The 14,957-nt window shown below is 66.2% G+C and carries 13 protein-coding genes; 6 read left to right on the forward strand and 7 right to left on the reverse strand.

Going from position 1 to position 14,957, the window contains the following annotated elements:
* Nucleotides 1–125: 125 nt before the first annotated feature.
* From K1X41_RS13555 to K1X41_RS13565, 3 genes are all read left to right on the forward strand, one after another.
* Nucleotides 126–464 carry a putative quinol monooxygenase gene (locus K1X41_RS13555; protein ID WP_132202240.1) on the forward strand — a complete coding sequence of 113 codons (339 nt, stop codon included), beginning with the start codon at nucleotides 126–128 and terminating at the stop codon, nucleotides 462–464.
* Between the two features lie 293 nt (nucleotides 465–757).
* Complete coding sequence (locus tag K1X41_RS13560) at nucleotides 758–2,497, forward strand: sodium:solute symporter family protein (RefSeq protein WP_220174851.1); 1,740 nt, start codon at nucleotides 758–760, stop codon at nucleotides 2,495–2,497.
* A complete protein-coding gene (locus K1X41_RS13565; RefSeq protein WP_165875562.1) occupies nucleotides 2,494–2,631 on the forward strand; it encodes a putative transporter small subunit in 138 nt (45 codons plus the stop codon). Before K1X41_RS13560 ends, K1X41_RS13565 begins: the two co-directional genes overlap by 4 nt.
* A gap of 344 nt (nucleotides 2,632–2,975) precedes the next feature.
* Here K1X41_RS13565 and K1X41_RS13570 read toward each other — a convergent pair whose 3' ends face one another.
* Both K1X41_RS13570 and K1X41_RS13575 read right to left on the reverse strand, forming a co-directional pair.
* On the reverse strand, nucleotides 2,976–3,521 hold the full coding sequence (locus tag K1X41_RS13570; protein ID WP_132202244.1) for a YaeQ family protein: 546 nt from the start codon (nucleotides 3,519–3,521) through the stop codon (nucleotides 2,976–2,978).
* Between the two features lie 9 nt (nucleotides 3,522–3,530).
* On the reverse strand, nucleotides 3,531–4,106 hold the full coding sequence (locus K1X41_RS13575; RefSeq protein WP_132202246.1) for a MarR family winged helix-turn-helix transcriptional regulator: 576 nt from the start codon (nucleotides 4,104–4,106) through the stop codon (nucleotides 3,531–3,533).
* A 74-nt stretch (nucleotides 4,107–4,180) separates the two neighbouring features.
* On the opposite strand from K1X41_RS13575, the gene K1X41_RS13580 reads away from it, so the two are divergent.
* Together K1X41_RS13580 and K1X41_RS13585 are read left to right on the forward strand one after the other, a co-directional pair.
* Nucleotides 4,181–6,406 (forward strand): MMPL family transporter, encoded by a 2,226-nt coding sequence (locus K1X41_RS13580; protein WP_220174852.1) that lies wholly within the window; start codon nucleotides 4,181–4,183, stop codon nucleotides 6,404–6,406.
* Nucleotides 6,407–6,444: 38 nt separating this feature from the next.
* Nucleotides 6,445–8,688 (forward strand): acyltransferase family protein, encoded by a 2,244-nt coding sequence (locus tag K1X41_RS13585; RefSeq protein ID WP_220174853.1) that lies wholly within the window; start codon nucleotides 6,445–6,447, stop codon nucleotides 8,686–8,688.
* 150 nt (nucleotides 8,689–8,838) lie between these two features.
* Here the strand turns inward: K1X41_RS13585 and K1X41_RS13590 are convergent, their stop codons facing one another.
* The 5 genes from K1X41_RS13590 to K1X41_RS13605 are packed head-to-tail and all read right to left on the reverse strand — an operon-like array spanning nucleotide 8,839 to nucleotide 13,999.
* A complete protein-coding gene (locus tag K1X41_RS13590; RefSeq protein WP_258566559.1) occupies nucleotides 8,839–10,344 on the reverse strand; it encodes an ATP-binding cassette domain-containing protein in 1,506 nt (501 codons plus the stop codon).
* Nucleotides 10,345–10,400: 56 nt separating this feature from the next.
* Nucleotides 10,401–10,532: a hypothetical protein gene (locus K1X41_RS15855; RefSeq protein ID WP_258566560.1), complete on the reverse strand. Its 132-nt coding sequence runs from the start codon at nucleotides 10,530–10,532 to the stop codon at nucleotides 10,401–10,403.
* Nucleotides 10,529–11,353, reverse strand: a complete 825-nt coding sequence (locus tag K1X41_RS16035; protein ID WP_309478053.1) for an ABC transporter permease — start codon at nucleotides 11,351–11,353, stop codon at nucleotides 10,529–10,531. Before K1X41_RS16035 ends, K1X41_RS15855 begins: the two co-directional genes overlap by 4 nt.
* Nucleotides 11,331–12,302, reverse strand: coding sequence for an ABC transporter permease (locus K1X41_RS13600; protein ID WP_132202254.1), 972 nt, complete (start codon nucleotides 12,300–12,302; stop codon nucleotides 11,331–11,333). Before K1X41_RS13600 ends, K1X41_RS16035 begins: the two co-directional genes overlap by 23 nt.
* A gap of 44 nt (nucleotides 12,303–12,346) precedes the next feature.
* Nucleotides 12,347–13,999 (reverse strand): ABC transporter substrate-binding protein, encoded by a 1,653-nt coding sequence (locus K1X41_RS13605; RefSeq protein ID WP_220174854.1) that lies wholly within the window; start codon nucleotides 13,997–13,999, stop codon nucleotides 12,347–12,349.
* A 288-nt stretch (nucleotides 14,000–14,287) separates the two neighbouring features.
* Between K1X41_RS13605 and K1X41_RS13610 the strand changes: the two genes are divergently transcribed.
* Entirely contained in the window at nucleotides 14,288–14,863 is a 576-nt protein-coding gene (locus tag K1X41_RS13610; RefSeq protein WP_220174855.1) for a TetR/AcrR family transcriptional regulator, read from the forward strand.
* Nucleotides 14,864–14,957: the final 94 nt, after the last annotated feature.

Genomic DNA, 14,957 nt, shown 5'->3' on the forward strand with positions numbered 1-14,957 from the left:
ACTCTGCCAACTCCCGACCATTCAGGGATCGGTCCAGAGTGCCACCACAGTAGCCCCACGGGCCAATGTTGAAGTACCCGGGTGCCGTGCGCCGTGCGATTTGGCTCCTGGCTAGGATCGAACCCATGTACTTCATTGTGGTGAAATTCAAGACCAAACCCGAATACACCGAGCAGTTCATGGACCTCGTGGGGCCGTTTACGCAAAGCACCCGGCAGGAACCGGGAAATCTCTGGTTCGAGTGGTCACGCAGCGTGGAGGATCCCAGCGAATTTGTGCTCGTTGAGGCATTCGCGGATGACGATGCTGCAGGAGCGCACGTGAACAGCGACCACTTCGCGGCCGGCATGGAATCCATGCGTCCCGCACTGCTGGCCACCCCCAAGATTGTCTCCCGCAAAGTCGAAGGTGATTCCTGGGGCGAGATGGGTGAACTCCAGATCGACGAACCTCCCCTGACCTGAGGCCCTCCGGAACTGCCATCGATACCCAGCTCTGTCGTGTAATCAGGCGACCCTCAATTGGCTCTTTCTCGGGGAGTGGGGTAGGTATAGGGTGGGCAATTTTGTCCGCACCACTGTCGGAAGGACGCCACAATCACACCCGGATCACTCAACGTCTCCGCGCGCCGCACCCGGCGCCTGATCGATCACACGAAGCACCTCGTACCACGAAGCTCACTCCCCACCTAGCGATTTTCTTTCACTTCGGTTCACCGGCATCGACGCCGACCTCCGTACTTTGAAAGGAAATCACCATGAACGACCTGCAACAGCTTTCAGGCCCCGTTGTACTCGGTCTCTTCATACTCTTCTTCGGCGCGAGTCTCATCATCTCGCTCCGCATCAGCCGCAAGCGTGAAAACGCTGACGGCTACATGACCGGCGGTGGCCGGATCGGCTTCGGGATCTCCGCCGCCTCCATGACCGCAACGTGGATTTGGGCTGCCTCGATGTACGCCTCCGCCACCTCCGGATTCCAATACGGGCTCTCTGGGTCGATCCACTACGGACTGTGGGGCGCGCTCATGATCCTGTTGATCTACCCGTTTGGGCGCAGGATTCGCCAGGTCGCACCCCGCGCGCACACAATCGCCGAGGTGATGTTCGCGAGACACGGCCGCTCCAGTCAGCTCATGCTCGCCGGCTCAAACGTGCTGGGGAGTGTCATCAGTCTCACGTCGAACCTGATCGCGGGTGGCGCGCTGATCGACATGCTCTCGCCGTTCACCTTCACTCAGGGCGTGATAGCAATTGGCGCCGGTGTGCTGCTCTACACACTGTGGGCTGGATTCCGCGCGTCGGTGCTGACCGACTTCATGCAGGTCATCTTCATGCTTGGCGCCGTCGTGATCATCATCCCCGTCGTGTTCTTCGCCGCAGGCGGGCCGTCCCTGTTCGAGACCGGGGCACACCGCCTCACCCCGCAGCAGGGCGACTTCTTCTCCTCTGACGCGTTCTTCAACCAGGGCGCGCCCTACATTGCTGCGGTGCTCGCGTACGCCATCGGCAACCAGACGATCGCGCAGCGACTTTTTGCGGTGCGAGAGGACCTCATCAAGAAGACCTTCGTGACGGCGACAGTGGGCTACGGTGCCACCATCATCGGCATTGGCATGCTCGGAGTGATCGCGCTCTACGCGGGAATCGAGCCGGTTGGTGGCGACGTCAACAACCTGATCCCGCAGATGGCGGCGACGTATTTGTCGCCAGCTCTGCTCGCACTGTTCTTCATCATGATCATCGGTTCGCTGTCCTCGACGGCGGATGCGGATCTCACCGCGCTCGCCTCGATCGTCATGACCGACATTTACGGCCAGAACATTGCAGGAAAGGGACGTGCCAACCCACGCACGATGGTGCTGATCGGCAGAATCACCATGGTGGTAGCAATCACCGCCGGAGTGTTCTTCGCCGGCTCGCAGCTCAACATCCTCGACCTTCTGGTGTTCGTGGGGGCGCTCTGGGGGGCCCTCGTGTTCCCCGTGATTGCGAGCTTCTACTGGAACCGAGTCACCAATTCGGCATTCAGCATCGCAGTGGTGCTGGCTCTCGCGGCCTTCTTGCCGGTGCGGTTCTCATGGATCGACCTCAGTGGTGGCCTCGGGATCGTGAGCGACGTGCTCGCCACGATCGGAATCGGTGTGGTGCTCGGGCTCATGGCGTTTGGCTTCTTCGGAAAACGCGTGGCGTTCGTCGTGGGTATTGGCTCGACGCTCGCGTCCGCGCCGTTCGCTATCGGCTTCCTGCACCAGTACCCGGTGCTCTCCGGATCACTTGTGGCGTACGCGGTGAGCACGGTGGTGTGCGTTGCGCTCACACTCGCCTCGAAACAGAAGCCCTTCGACTTCGACCTGATCAAAGTGCGGACGGGCGATTTTGACCCGGAGACGGATCCCATCCCCGTTGCGGGCTCTGCAGCAGGCCCTGGAGCCGCCACAGCAGGATCCGGATCCGCTGCCGCGCCCACCCCCGACCTCGAAAGGAACTTCTCATGAACTGGAGCACAGTTCTGCTCACGCTCTACGTCTTGATCTGGCCGGTGCTTGTGGCTGGCACACTCACCGTGATCATCCGCGCGTTCATCAAGGACTGGCGGGAAGCGCGGCGGGAGGGGCGCCCGATCATCTAGGGGTCCGATGCCGCCGCGGGATCGTGGCAGAGCGGACTCTCTCACGCGTGCGATGCGGGCGCGGCTCGAGAAGGGCGCGGATGCCGACACGCACACACACGAGAGGGGCGCGGGGGGAAACCCCCGCGCCCCTCTCGTGGCCAGTGCTACTTGTTCAGCACTGAGTTGTCTGTGCTGTTCTTCCCGCGCTTCACCGCGCGCTTTTCTTTCAGCGTCTGCTTGGCGGGTTTCTTCGTGGTCTTCTGACCGCGATCTTTGCTGGACATCTCACTCTCCCTTCACTTGGAAGTGGGTACCCAAGCCTGACCATAGCCCACCCCCGTGTGGAAGTCACGGGTGCGGCGTCAGCGCTCCCCGATCCGGTGCTCATGCACCTCGGAGCTGAGCGTCACACCATTGAGTTCCAAGTAGAGCTGCCCCTCAGTGACGGAGACAGTCATCGTGTTGCGACGCGCGAGCGGGGCGACCGCTGCGTCGATGAAGCCGGGATCAAATGAGCGCACCACGATGTCCGCGGACTCGTGGATCGTTTTGCCCTCCCACGAGGTGAGGAGCTTCGCTGGATCGCGGTGAGTGTAGACCGCCGCGCGATCTGCCAGCTTGCTGCCGAAGTGCAATCGTGCCGCGTCGGGCGCGCCAATCTCGATCCATGCCGTGATGTGGCCCGTGAGATCTCGCACCAGCACAGCCGGTTCATCAGTCGAGGAGACGCCGGCGCTGAATACGATTCCCTCTTGGTACTCGAGGCAATACGCGAGGATACGCGTTGCCATATACGCGTCCGTCTCGGAGGGATGCCGCGCAACCCGCAATTGCAGCTCCTCATAGACACCGCGGTCCACGTCGGCCAGCTGAATCTCAAACGTGTGGATCGTCGCGCCAATTGCCATGGGCTCAGCCTACTGGCCTGCGCGTGCCCATTCTTCGCCCGAGACATCGATCTCTGTGGCCATGTCGTGTAAGAACCGCGTGACCACGGCGCGCTCGTCAGAGGTGAGCCGTGCAGCGGCGTGGAAACGCTTGGCCTGCTGCGCGCCCACGGTGCGGAAAGCGGCCTCCCGGGTCTCCGGCGTGATCGTGATCGCAAACGCGCGCCGATCGGAGGGGTGGATCGAGCGGGTGATGTGGCCGCCTCGCTCAAGCCGGTCGAGCAGCTTCGTGGTCGAGGGGGTGGTGATGCGCAGATGGGCGGCGATTGCTCCAGGCGTGGCAACGGTGCCCTGGTTCTCAGAGACGATGAGGAAGTGGAGTGCACGCATGTCAGTGCGACCGAGCTTCATGTAGGCGAGCGAGGCCTCGGAGAGCTTGTCCTCCGACTCTCGAAGCGCGCCCAGCGCGGCCATGAGCGCCCCGATCTCATCGAGGTCCTGAGGGGGCACCGCTGAGCGATCGATCAGCCGGCTGTCCGGGTCGTTGCTCTCGACGCCATACACCGCTGGGGTGGCGTGCGGCGGCTGTGGAACGGAAGCAGACATGATGCTATATTAGCCGCAGAGATATGTATGCCAAAGTGTATTAAGTAACTTGGCTAGGGAAATTGGGGGAGCGGATGGCCGCGAATCATGCTGGACCGCGTCGGCGACGGTGGCTACGAATCCTGCTACCAGCAGTGCTGATCGTGGCGTGGGTCGCGGTCAGTGGTGTGGGTGGGCCGTATTTCGGCAAGGTGAGCGAGGTCTCCTCCAACGATCAGACCACCTACCTGCCCACGTCTTCTGATGCCACAAAGGTGCAGCAACGGCTCGGCGATTTCAGTGACTCTGACGACATCCCAGCTGTGGTGGTGCTCACGAGCGAGAGCCCACTCAGTGACGGAGAGCTCAAAACGCTCACCGAGGCTGTCGCAACTCTGCCCGATCAGGTTCCCGGGGTGTCTGCGGAGCTCTCCCCGGTGATCCCCTCTGGAGACGGCAAAGCCGCGCAGGTGTTCGTGCCGCTGGACAGCGGTGAAGGGCTGAACGACACCGTCCAAGCGGTCGGGGACGAGCTGCGCGCGGCCGCTCCCGAGGGCGTCTCCGTATACGTGACCGGCCCGGCAGGGTTCACGTCGGACCTCGTGAACGGCTTCAAGGGAATCGACGGGATCCTGCTCGGTGTCGCGCTGCTCGCCGTGTTCCTGATCCTCGTCGTCGTGTACCGCTCACTGCTGCTGCCAGTCGCCGTGCTCTCGACCAGCATGATCGCGCTCACGGGAGCCCTGCTGCTCAACTGGTGGCTCGCGAAGTGGGGCCTCCTGATGCTGTCCGGGCAGACACAGGGCATTCTCTTTATTCTCGTGATTGGCGCCGCGACTGACTACTCGCTGCTCTATGTCTCCCGGTACCGTGAACAACTGCGTGTGCAGGAGGACACCGCTGTGGCGACCTTCGCCGCGCTCCGCGGCTCACTTGAGCCGATCCTTGCCTCCGGCGGCACGGTGATCGCTGGCCTGCTGTGCCTCCTGCTGTCAGATCTCAAATCGAACAGTTCGCTCGGGCCGATTGCCGCGATCGGCATCGTCTTTGCCATGCTCGCCGCGCTCACGCTCCTCCCTGCAATCCTGTTCGCGTTCGGTCGTGCAGCGTTCTGGCCGCGACGTCCCAAGTTCGAGCCTGACGTCGTTGCCGCTGAGCACGGCGATCCGCGAGGGGTGTGGGCGAAGCTGGCCGGTTGGATCAAACGCAAGCACCGCCCGATCTGGATCGTGACCGCACTCGTGCTCGCCGTCGGTGTGGTCGGAGCGACCCAGCTCGACGCGACCGGCGTGCCGCAGTCCGACCTCGTGCTCGGATCTTCTGAGGCCCGCGATGGGCAGCAGGCCCTCGGTGAGCACTTCCCTGGCGGATCGGGGAGTCCGGTATCAGTGATCGTGCCCGAGGACGCGCTCCAGGCCGCGGCCGACGTGCTGCTGGCTTCTCCGGCGATCGACGGGCTCACGGTCGCGGCGAGCGATGCTCCGAGTGGCACGCTGCCGGTCACCGCTGACGGCGTAGGCGCGGCGCCCGGTCCGCCTGCGGCTCCGGGAACTGTGGCGCCGCAACCGACTGTGTCGAACGGGGATATGCTGCTGCAGGGCACGCTTACGCAGGCGGCCGACTCCGATGCGGCTGGCGATACGGTGCGTGAGCTGCGGGCCGCACTCGCAGACGCGGCCCCCGCTGCGCTCGTGGGAGGTGTGACCGCGACTGCGATCGACACGAATGACGCGTCGATCCATGACCGCACACTCATCATCCCGATCGTGCTGCTCGTCATCACCCTGATCCTGATGCTGTTGCTGCGATCCGTCGTCGCACCGCTGCTGCTGGTGGCAACCACCGTGCTCTCCTTCGGCACGGCGCTGGGGGTTGCCGGTTGGATGTTCACCCACGTGTTCCAGTTCCCAGGGGTCGATCCCGCAGTGCCGCTCTACAGTTTCGTCTTCCTTGTGGCGCTCGGAATCGACTACAACATCTTCCTTATGACGCGCGTGCGGGAAGAATCACTCGAACACGGGACCCGACAGGGGATCCTGCGCGGGCTCTCGATCACAGGCGGCGTGATCACCTCAGCCGGGCTGGTGCTCGCGGCAACGTTTGCCGCGCTCTCCGTGATCCCGATCCTGTTCCTCGTCCAGATCGCCTTCATCGTCGCGTTCGGTGTGCTGCTCGACACGTTTATCGTGCGCTCGCTGCTCGTGCCGGCGCTCACGTACGACATTGGGCGCGCGATCTGGTGGCCGTCGAAGCTGGCGAAGGCATCGACGGGCTCGACTGCCTCGAAACGCTCGAAGCTCTCACTGCGCGAGGACGCATAGCCGGTACTGTGTGGGCTGCTCGCTGGTACCGTTGACCGGTGAGCAGCCCCGACCCGCCAGTGACGCGCCAGCGGTCTCGGGTGCGCCACGACATCCAGGCGCTGCGCGCGATCGCGGTGTTGCTCGTGGTGATCAATCACCTCTGGCCGGAGCGGCTCCCCGGCGGCTATGTCGGCGTCGACGTATTCTTCGTGATCTCCGGATTCCTGATCACGGCCCACCTGCTGGGTGAGATCCGGCGCAGCGACAGAATTTCGCTCTCGCAGTTCTACGCGCGCCGAGCGAGGCGGTTGCTCCCCGCAGCTCTGCTCGTCGGCGTCGTCACGCTCGCCGCTACGGTGATCTGGCTCCCTGCTGAACGGTGGGCCCGAATCGCGCGCGAGATCTTCGCTTCGGCGGCGTACGTTGAGAATTGGATACTCACTGCCTCCTCGGTGAACTACTCTGACCGAGGGCAGGCAGCCACTCCAGCGCAGCACTATTGGTCGCTGTCCGTCGAGGAGCAGTTCTACCTGCTCTGGCCGCTGACGTTGCTCGTGCTCGGCTGGCTGCTCGCCCGCGGCGTTTCGGGCAGGATCGCGAGCCGGAACGGAGCGCTGCTCGGATCGATCGCGGTGCTCGCAGCGGCTTCCCTGCTGTTCTCGATCTGGCAGACAGGCGCGAACCCCGCAGCCGCGTATTTCAACACGTTTGGGCGCGTATGGGAGTTCATGGTCGGCGCGCTCCTCGCAGTGTGCGCGCCCGCCGTTGCCGCGTGGTGTGCACGCCGGCCCGCCCTCGCCCTGCGTGGGATCGCGCAGCTTGTGGGCTATGGCGCGATCCTCGGCGCTGCCCTGTGGTTTACGGAAGCGACGCCGTTCCCCGGGTGGTGGGCGCTGCTGCCCACGCTCGGGACCGCGCTCGTGATCGTGGCGGGGCCGGAGTTGCCGCGGTGGTCGCCGGCCCGGCTCGGCTCCTGGCTGCCCGTGCAGTACCTCGGCGGGATCTCCTACTCCCTCTACCTGTGGCACTGGCCGCTGATCGTGATCGCGCCGTTTGTGCTCGCGAGAGATCTCGGCACCGCGGATCGGGTCGCACTGCTCACGATCAGTATCCTGCTCGCCGCGCTCACCAAACGCTTCATCGAGGATCCGGGCCGCACCAAGCTGTTTGCGGGCGCGCGACCGCGCCGCACGCTCCTCGCCACACTTGCCTCTGTGGCGGTGGTCGGGCTCGTGGCGGGCGGCACCGTGTGGGCTGCCGGCGCTGCTGAAGCGCGTGATCAGGCGCGGCTGGATGCAGCGCAGGGCTCGGGGTGCTTCGGCGCGGAGGCACTCGATCCCGAGCGCGACTGCGCGGACCCGTTCGGGCCGGCGATGTTCCCGGCCGGTGGCGAGTCCGAGGCTCCCTGGTCTGCCGTGGCGCCTGAGTGCGCACTGCAGCCGGACGAGCGTCAGATCTTCGCCGAGGGGAAGCCGTCGTACGTCGAGTGCGACTTCGGCGCTGGCGCTGGCGCTGGCGCTGGAGCTGGCGGGGCTGGTGGTGATGCGTCTGTCCCCGCTACGAGTGACCCGTATCGGGTGTGGCTCGTCGGGGACTCGCACGCCGAGCACTGGAAAGCCGCGGTGAACGAGATTGGGCGCGCCAACGAGTGGCGCGTGGCGTACACGATGCAGGGCGGGTGTCCCAGTGTTGCGACTCCGCTCGTGCGCGCGTTCGGAGGGGAAACAGACCAGGCGAAGCGCGACTCCTGCGCGTCCTGGATCACCGAAGTCTCCGAGCGGATCGTCGCCGACGCCCCTGATCTGGTGCTCGTCTCGAACTTTGCCTCCGCTGAGGAAATCGATGATGGCTCTGGGCGGACCCAGCCCGAGCAGTTGGCCGCCGCGATGGGGGAGACGCTCGTCGCCTGGGCAGACGCGGGCGCGCAGGTTGTGGTGATCCGGGACGTGCCGACGGCTGGCACGGCGCTCGGACCGGACTGCGTGTCGCAGCGAGGGACGCAGCAGGGGGTGCAACGCGGGGCGGCCAGTGGAGCGTGCGTCGCGCCAGAGGCTGAGGTGCTGCCGCCCGATCCGCAGATCGCCGCAATCGAGCTGCTGGGTGATCCGAGGATCACTTCAGTCGACCTGAGCGAGCGTTTCTGCCGCGATGGCCTGTGTTCCGGCGTGATCGGCACTCTGCCTGTGTTCTACGACACTGACCACGTCTCCGCGAGTTACGCCCGCTCGCTCGCGCCCGCGCTCAGTCGCGAGCTCGGTGCCGCCCTGGACCGCGAGCTCCACGCCCCAGCCGCCAGGTAATTCCGTTCATGGGTCGAATTTTGGGGCTTCATGCGGGTGAAGCCCCACAATTCGACCCATGAGTGTGGGGTGGGTGGCGGGAGCCCCGCACCCTCATGCGCACCAGAGACAAATGTCAGCAGGTGGGGGCGCGGGAGCCACCAGCCCGGATCAGACCGAGCGCCCTGCGGCCGCGATGAGCTCGCGCGTGAACGGGTGCTGCGGAGCGCTGAACACGTGTTCCGTTGGGCCCGCTTCGACCACCTGACCGTCGCGCATGATGAGCGTGCGGTCACTCACCGTGCGCACCGCCGCGAGATCGTGTGACACGAACACGAGCGCGACCCCCTCCCTCGCCTGTAGATCACGCAGCAGATCCAGGATGCCGGCCTGCGTAGCCATGTCGAGGGCGGAGACCGGCTCGTCGCACACGAGCACATCGGGCTGCGCTGCGAGCGCTCGCGCGATCGCGATGCGCTGCCGCTGCCCGCCGGAGAGCGACGCCGGGCGCCGAGTCAGAAACTCAGGACCCAGGCCAACTCGGTGCAGGAGCTCCGCGGGACGCGCATCGGCCCCGGGCCGTAGCGACGCACGCAGGATCCGGTCGACCCGCCAACGCGGATCAAAGGTGGCGAAGGGATCCTGGGGGATCAGCCGGACCCGGGTACTCGGCACCACACGAGCCAGCTCTCCGGAATCGAGCGCCTCGGCTCCGGCCAGAATCCGGGCGAGCGTGGTCTTGCCAGCGCCCGATTCGCCGACGACCCCCACGGCCTCACCGCGGTGCAGTGAGAGATCTACGCCGCGGAGCCCGACGGTGCCGCCGCTCGGCGAAGCGAACTCGCGCACTGCCCCGGTGAGGCGAAGCAATTCAGGCTCGGCCTCGCCGCGGGTAGCGCTGGGCGCGGGTGTCGGCTTCGGGCCGCGGGGGATCGCAGCGACGAGGGCGCGCGTTGCGGAGTGCTGCGGGTGCTCGAGAAGCTGCTGTGCCTGGCCAGACTCCACAATCCGGCCGTCGTGCAGCACTGCGATTCGGTCCGCGACCCGTGCGACTGCGCTGAGGTCGTGACTGATGAGCACGAGCGCGGTCCCGCGGTCCCGGATTCTACGGAAGCTCGCCAGGACGTGCGCGGCAGTGGCGGAGTCGAGCGCGGTGGTCGGTTCGTCGGCCACGATCAGGGCCGGGTTCGCGGCAAGCGCCGAGGCGATGAGGGCGCGCTGGCGCATGCCGCCGGACAATTCACCCGAGCGCTGCCGCAAGCGGGCTTCGCCGTCGGGAAGACCTGCCGCTGCGAGTGCAGTGATCACGGCTGCACGTCGCTCGGCCCCCCGCACTCCGCGGATCCTGAGAGCTTCTCCGACCTCGGCGGCGATCGTCCGGAGCGGATCGAGGGACTGCAGGGCGTCCTGCAGTACGAGGCCGACCGCCGTGCCGCGCACCGTGCGCCAGCGCCTGGGGCTCGCGCGGCGCAACTCCTGCCCGGCGATCGTGAACGATTCTGATCGTACGTTCCAACGCCGCCGCTCCTGGGTCAAGCCGAGCAGCGTGCGCGCGAGCACCGACTTCCCTGCACCTGATGCACCCACGATGGCGAGGCACTCGCCTCCGGAGACGGTGAGATCGAGATTCGCGAGTACTGGCGTACCATCGGGGAGCTCGACCGTGAGGCCGCGCACGAGGAGGGCGGGGTGCGCGGCGTGTGTGCTGCCGGGAGCGGAGACGGCACTGGCACTCAGCCCGGAACCGGGGCTGGATCCAGTTCCAGTTCCAGTTCCAGTTCCAGACCCGGCCGCGGGGCTGGCTCCAGTTCCAGTTCCGGGCTCGGATCCGGCGCCCGAATCAGGTGCGACAGGGGGTGTGTCACGTGAGATCCTCTCCGCCAGCACAGCGACGACCGAGTACTGTGAGGGCCGCCGCGGTGAGCACGATGGCGAGGCCAGGCCCGACCGTCATCCACCACGCGGTCGTGAGATACACGCGCCCGGCATTGAGCATGGCGCCCCACTCGGGCGCCGGTGGCTCGGCGCCGAGGCCCAAAAACCCGAGGGCTGAAACCCACACGATCGCTTGACCGACCCCGAGTGTGGCCGCAGAAACGAGCGGCCACAGTGCGTTCGGGGCGATATGGCGGGTGAACACGAGCAGCGGAGCGACGTCATCGAGCCGTGCCCATTCGACGTAGCCGCTCCGAGCCACGCCACGCACCCGTGCGCGGAGCATCCGGGCGTAGCCGGGGATCGTGGCGAGGCCGATCGCGAGGATCGGGCGGTGGGGCCGCTGCCGAGCACCGCAATAAACAGGAGCGCCATCACGAGCGTGGGAAGGGCGAACAGCACTTCGAAGAGCCTCCCGAGCGCGGAGTCGACGACGCGAGGGCCGAGTCCCGCTGCGAACCCGAGGAGGGCGCCGATCCCGATCCCGATTCCCGTTGCCGCGAGGCCGATGCCGACCGAGGTTGCAGCGCCGTGCACCACGCGTGTGGCGATGTCGCGACCTGACTCGTCGGTGCCGAGCAGATGGGCGATCGACGGCGGTTGGAAAGCATCGGCCGGGTGCACTGCGAGCGGATCGCCGGGTGCGAGCACCTGCGGTGCGCACACTGCCAACATCGCGAGCAGGAGCACCGCGATGCTCGCGAACTCGGGGACACCGAATCGCCGAATCATGAGGCTGCCCTCTTCGCATGCGTCTCCCGGAGACGCGGATCAACGATGCCCTCGAGCAGATCGGTGAGGAGCATCACGACAACGTAGAGCAGCGCGATCACGGCAACAGCTCCGACCACGACGGGCACATCGCGAACCAGGGTCGCCTCGAGCAGCAGGCGGCCCAGACCCGGCCTGGCAAACAGCGCCTCGACCACGACCGCGCCGCTGAGCAGTGAGCCGTATGCCCAGCCGGAGAGTGCGAGCGCTGGGAGCGCCGCATGACGGAGCGTGTGGGTGAGGAGCACGCGGGGTTCAGATCCGCCTCGCGCCCGGGCTGTAGTGGTGAACGGGGCGTCGTCGGCCTCGTCGAGCGAACCTCGCATCACATGAGCGAGGTAGCCAGCCAGCGGCACCGCGAGCGTGACGACGGGAAGGACGAGGGCAGCGGGGGAAGTTCCGGTGCCTGTCGCAGGGAACCATCCCAACGCACTCGCAAATACGAGGATGAGCACCGCGCCGAGGAAGAAGTGCGGAGTTACCGACACGATCGTTTCGACCCCAGCCAGGACCGAGCGCACGACGCGGCCCACTCTGCCCCGCTGCACGGTGCTCAAGACGGCGCCAGCCAGTGCGAGGACCCAGGCGAGGAGCAGCGCGAGCGACGCGAGCAGCACGGTGGGCGGAACGTTTGCGGCGAGGAGATCCGCCACTGGCTGTTTACGCGCGTACGAATCACCGAACTGCAGCGTCGCAGTGCGCCACAGCTGTGTTGCGTACTGCAGCAGGATCGGCTGGTCGAGCCCGTAGCTGCTGCGTGCCTGGGCCACGGCCTCCGGCCCAGCCTGCGAGCCCGGCCCGCCGAGGATCGCCTCAAGCGGGTCGCCGGTCGCGCGCAGCGCGACAAACACGATCGTCGCGGTGACCCAGACGACCAGGAGCGCCGCTCCCAGTCGTCCGAGCACCGCGCGCACGATCCGCACTTTCACTCTCGGTCTCCTCTGGCTCCCGAAGCGTGCCCGGGCGCTCTGCGCTATTTGGTGAGCTGAGCGTTGATGAACGTTGGTGTGGCCACCGTGCCCAGCGTAGTCACCCCGGTGACGCCCCGGGTGAGGAAGTGGTTCTGCTGGTCATAGAGCGGCAACACGGTGAAGCTCTCGAGGATCCGCTGCTGCGCTTCAGCGTAGAGCTTCGTGCGGGCAGCCTCGTCGAGCGTATCTGAGGCTTCGTCGAGGATCGCGTCAAGCGCAGGATCCGAGAGCTGCGTGTGGTTTGCGAAGTAGCCTGACGGTGCGGGCACGATCCCGTCGGAGTGGTACAGGATCCGCAGGACATCAGGCCCCACCTTGGTGTACGGCGCGCTCACGGCCTCATACTCATTCGCGCCGAGGGCGGCGTACCAGGTGCTGAGGTCGACCGGTTCGAGTTGCACGTCGAAGCCGACTGCGGCGGTGTTCGCCTGGATCTGCTCGAATAGTGACTGCTCAGCGGCAACTGACTGGTTCGTGCTGACGGGGAACCGGACCGTGAGTGGCTTCCCATCTTTCACCCGGACACCTGCGTCGTTCGTTTCGGTCCACCCTGCCGCATCGAGCAGCTGTGCTGCTGCGTTCGCGTCCGTTGCAAACAGCGCCTCGGCGCTCGCGGCAGCCGGCTCCGTGCTGGCGAGTGGGGAGTAGGAACGCTCTGCGGTCCCGCGGTAGAGCGTTTCGATTCCGGGGTTCGGATCGGCTGCCCGAATAAACGCCTCACGCACGCGCACGTCGTCGAACGGGGCCTGCGCAGAGTTCAGCTCGATCCGGTTGACCGATCCGGGCCGTGGGGCGTCGATGTGGGCAATGCCTGCCTCCGTCGCTGCCGTGATGTCGCTCGGGAGCGGATTATCGATCACCTGCACCTCGCCGGACGCGAGTGCTGCGTAGCGGGTGGCGGCATCCGGGATGAAGCGCCACTCAATGCCATCGAGATAGGCGGCAGTGTCGTGTTTCGCCTCTGGCCCTGGCGTTTGGTAGTCGTCATTGCGGACGAGCGTCACGCTCTGCTGCGGGGCCCACTTTTCGATCGTGAATGGGCCGGTGCCGATGGGGGCCTGGCAGTTTTCTTCCATGCCGCGCGCGATACCGGCGGGGGACTGGATCGCGGTCCACTGCTGGCTGAGCGATTCGAGGAGCGCAGAATCGGGGGCCGAGAGGGTGAACCGAGCCGTGAGCTCATCGACGGCTTCAACGCTTGCAACCTTGGCGACCGCGAGGTACCCCGTGGAGGACTGGGTTTCCGGATCCTGCAGATGCTCAATGTTTGCCTTGACCGCCGCGGCATCGAGCGGGGTGCCGTCGGTGAACGTGACTCCGTCGCGCAGGGTGAAGTCCCAGATGAGCCCGTCGTCGCTGGTGGTCCATTCGCTCGCAAGCCACGGCGTGATCTTTCCGGTGGCGTCCCGGCCCACCAGCGGCTCCAGGTACTGCGTTGAGATCAGCGCCTGCGGGTAGTTGCCGCCAACATGGGGATCAAGGCAGCTTGGCTCGGCGTCACCGGTCGCGTAGACGAGGGTGCCTCCAGTGATCGGGGAGCCGGAGACCTCTGCACTCTCGGGGGTGGCGCAGGCGCTGAGGGTGAGTGCAGCGATCCCGGCCATGGCCGCGAGGCCGAGGGCGCGCGTGCGGCGGCTAACGGAGGTGTGAGGCATGGGGCAGCGACTCCTGTGGGGTTGGGCCCGGAGGTGATCCTCGGGCGGGTGGTCGCAGCGTGCGCCGCGACAGAATCGTTTATAGATTCAGTTCAACAAAGATGATCCTACGCTATTCCTGGTGTGCAGTGTGCGCGGCCGAAATGCTGCTGGTCTGGGGTGCGCCGGAGCCGGTGAGGAGACCGGCGACCAGCGGGGGATTCCGGGCCTCCTGCGTGCGAGTGGGGGGGGTGGAGCGTGCGCGGTGCGACAGGGAGGCTCCTGGGCTGCCCGAGATAGAGTGGGACGGTGACTAGCCCACCGCGCGGACGGCCCCGCGCTTCCTCGCACGAGACGATCGCTGACGCAGCGACGGAACTCTTCCTTGAACAGGGATACGAAGCGACGTCGGTGACCGAGATCACGCGCCGTGCCGGCGTGAGTCGATCAAGCTTCTTCAACTACTTCGCTGGGAAATCAGACATCCTGTGGTTCGTGCTGGATCGAAGGATTGACGCCGTGCTAGCCGCCCTCGCTCGTCCCGAGGTCGCGGTGCGCGACGGCCTTGCGCTCTTCGCGGACGGCGCCACTCCCGACACGCTCGCGCTCGCAATCGTGGACGCTCGCACGATGGGGGTGGAAGGAGAGCTTGCTGCTGGGCGTGCTGAGCGTCAGCTGCGACTTGCCGCGGCGATCGCTGCACGGCTTGCGGGCGAAGCGCCGCGCGATCCGGCCAAGGGATTCCGGGCAGAGATCACGGGTGCCGGGTACGCCGCCGCCCTATTCGCCGCGGTGTGGCACTGGGCGCAGCTGGGCGCGGGGCGGCACCGACTCGACGAGATCGTTGCCGATGCGCTCGCCGCAGCGCGCACAATCTTGGAGTGACTCCCGCTCTCGAGAGCTGTGCCCTGGGGCGGTCTCAGGCCGGATCTTGCCGGGCGCGCTGGCCCGGGTGATTCCCGCTGTGTAGGCGTGTGGG

The organism is Leucobacter luti (assembly GCF_019464495.1).
GTDB lineage: Bacteria > Actinomycetota > Actinomycetes > Actinomycetales > Microbacteriaceae > Leucobacter > Leucobacter luti_A.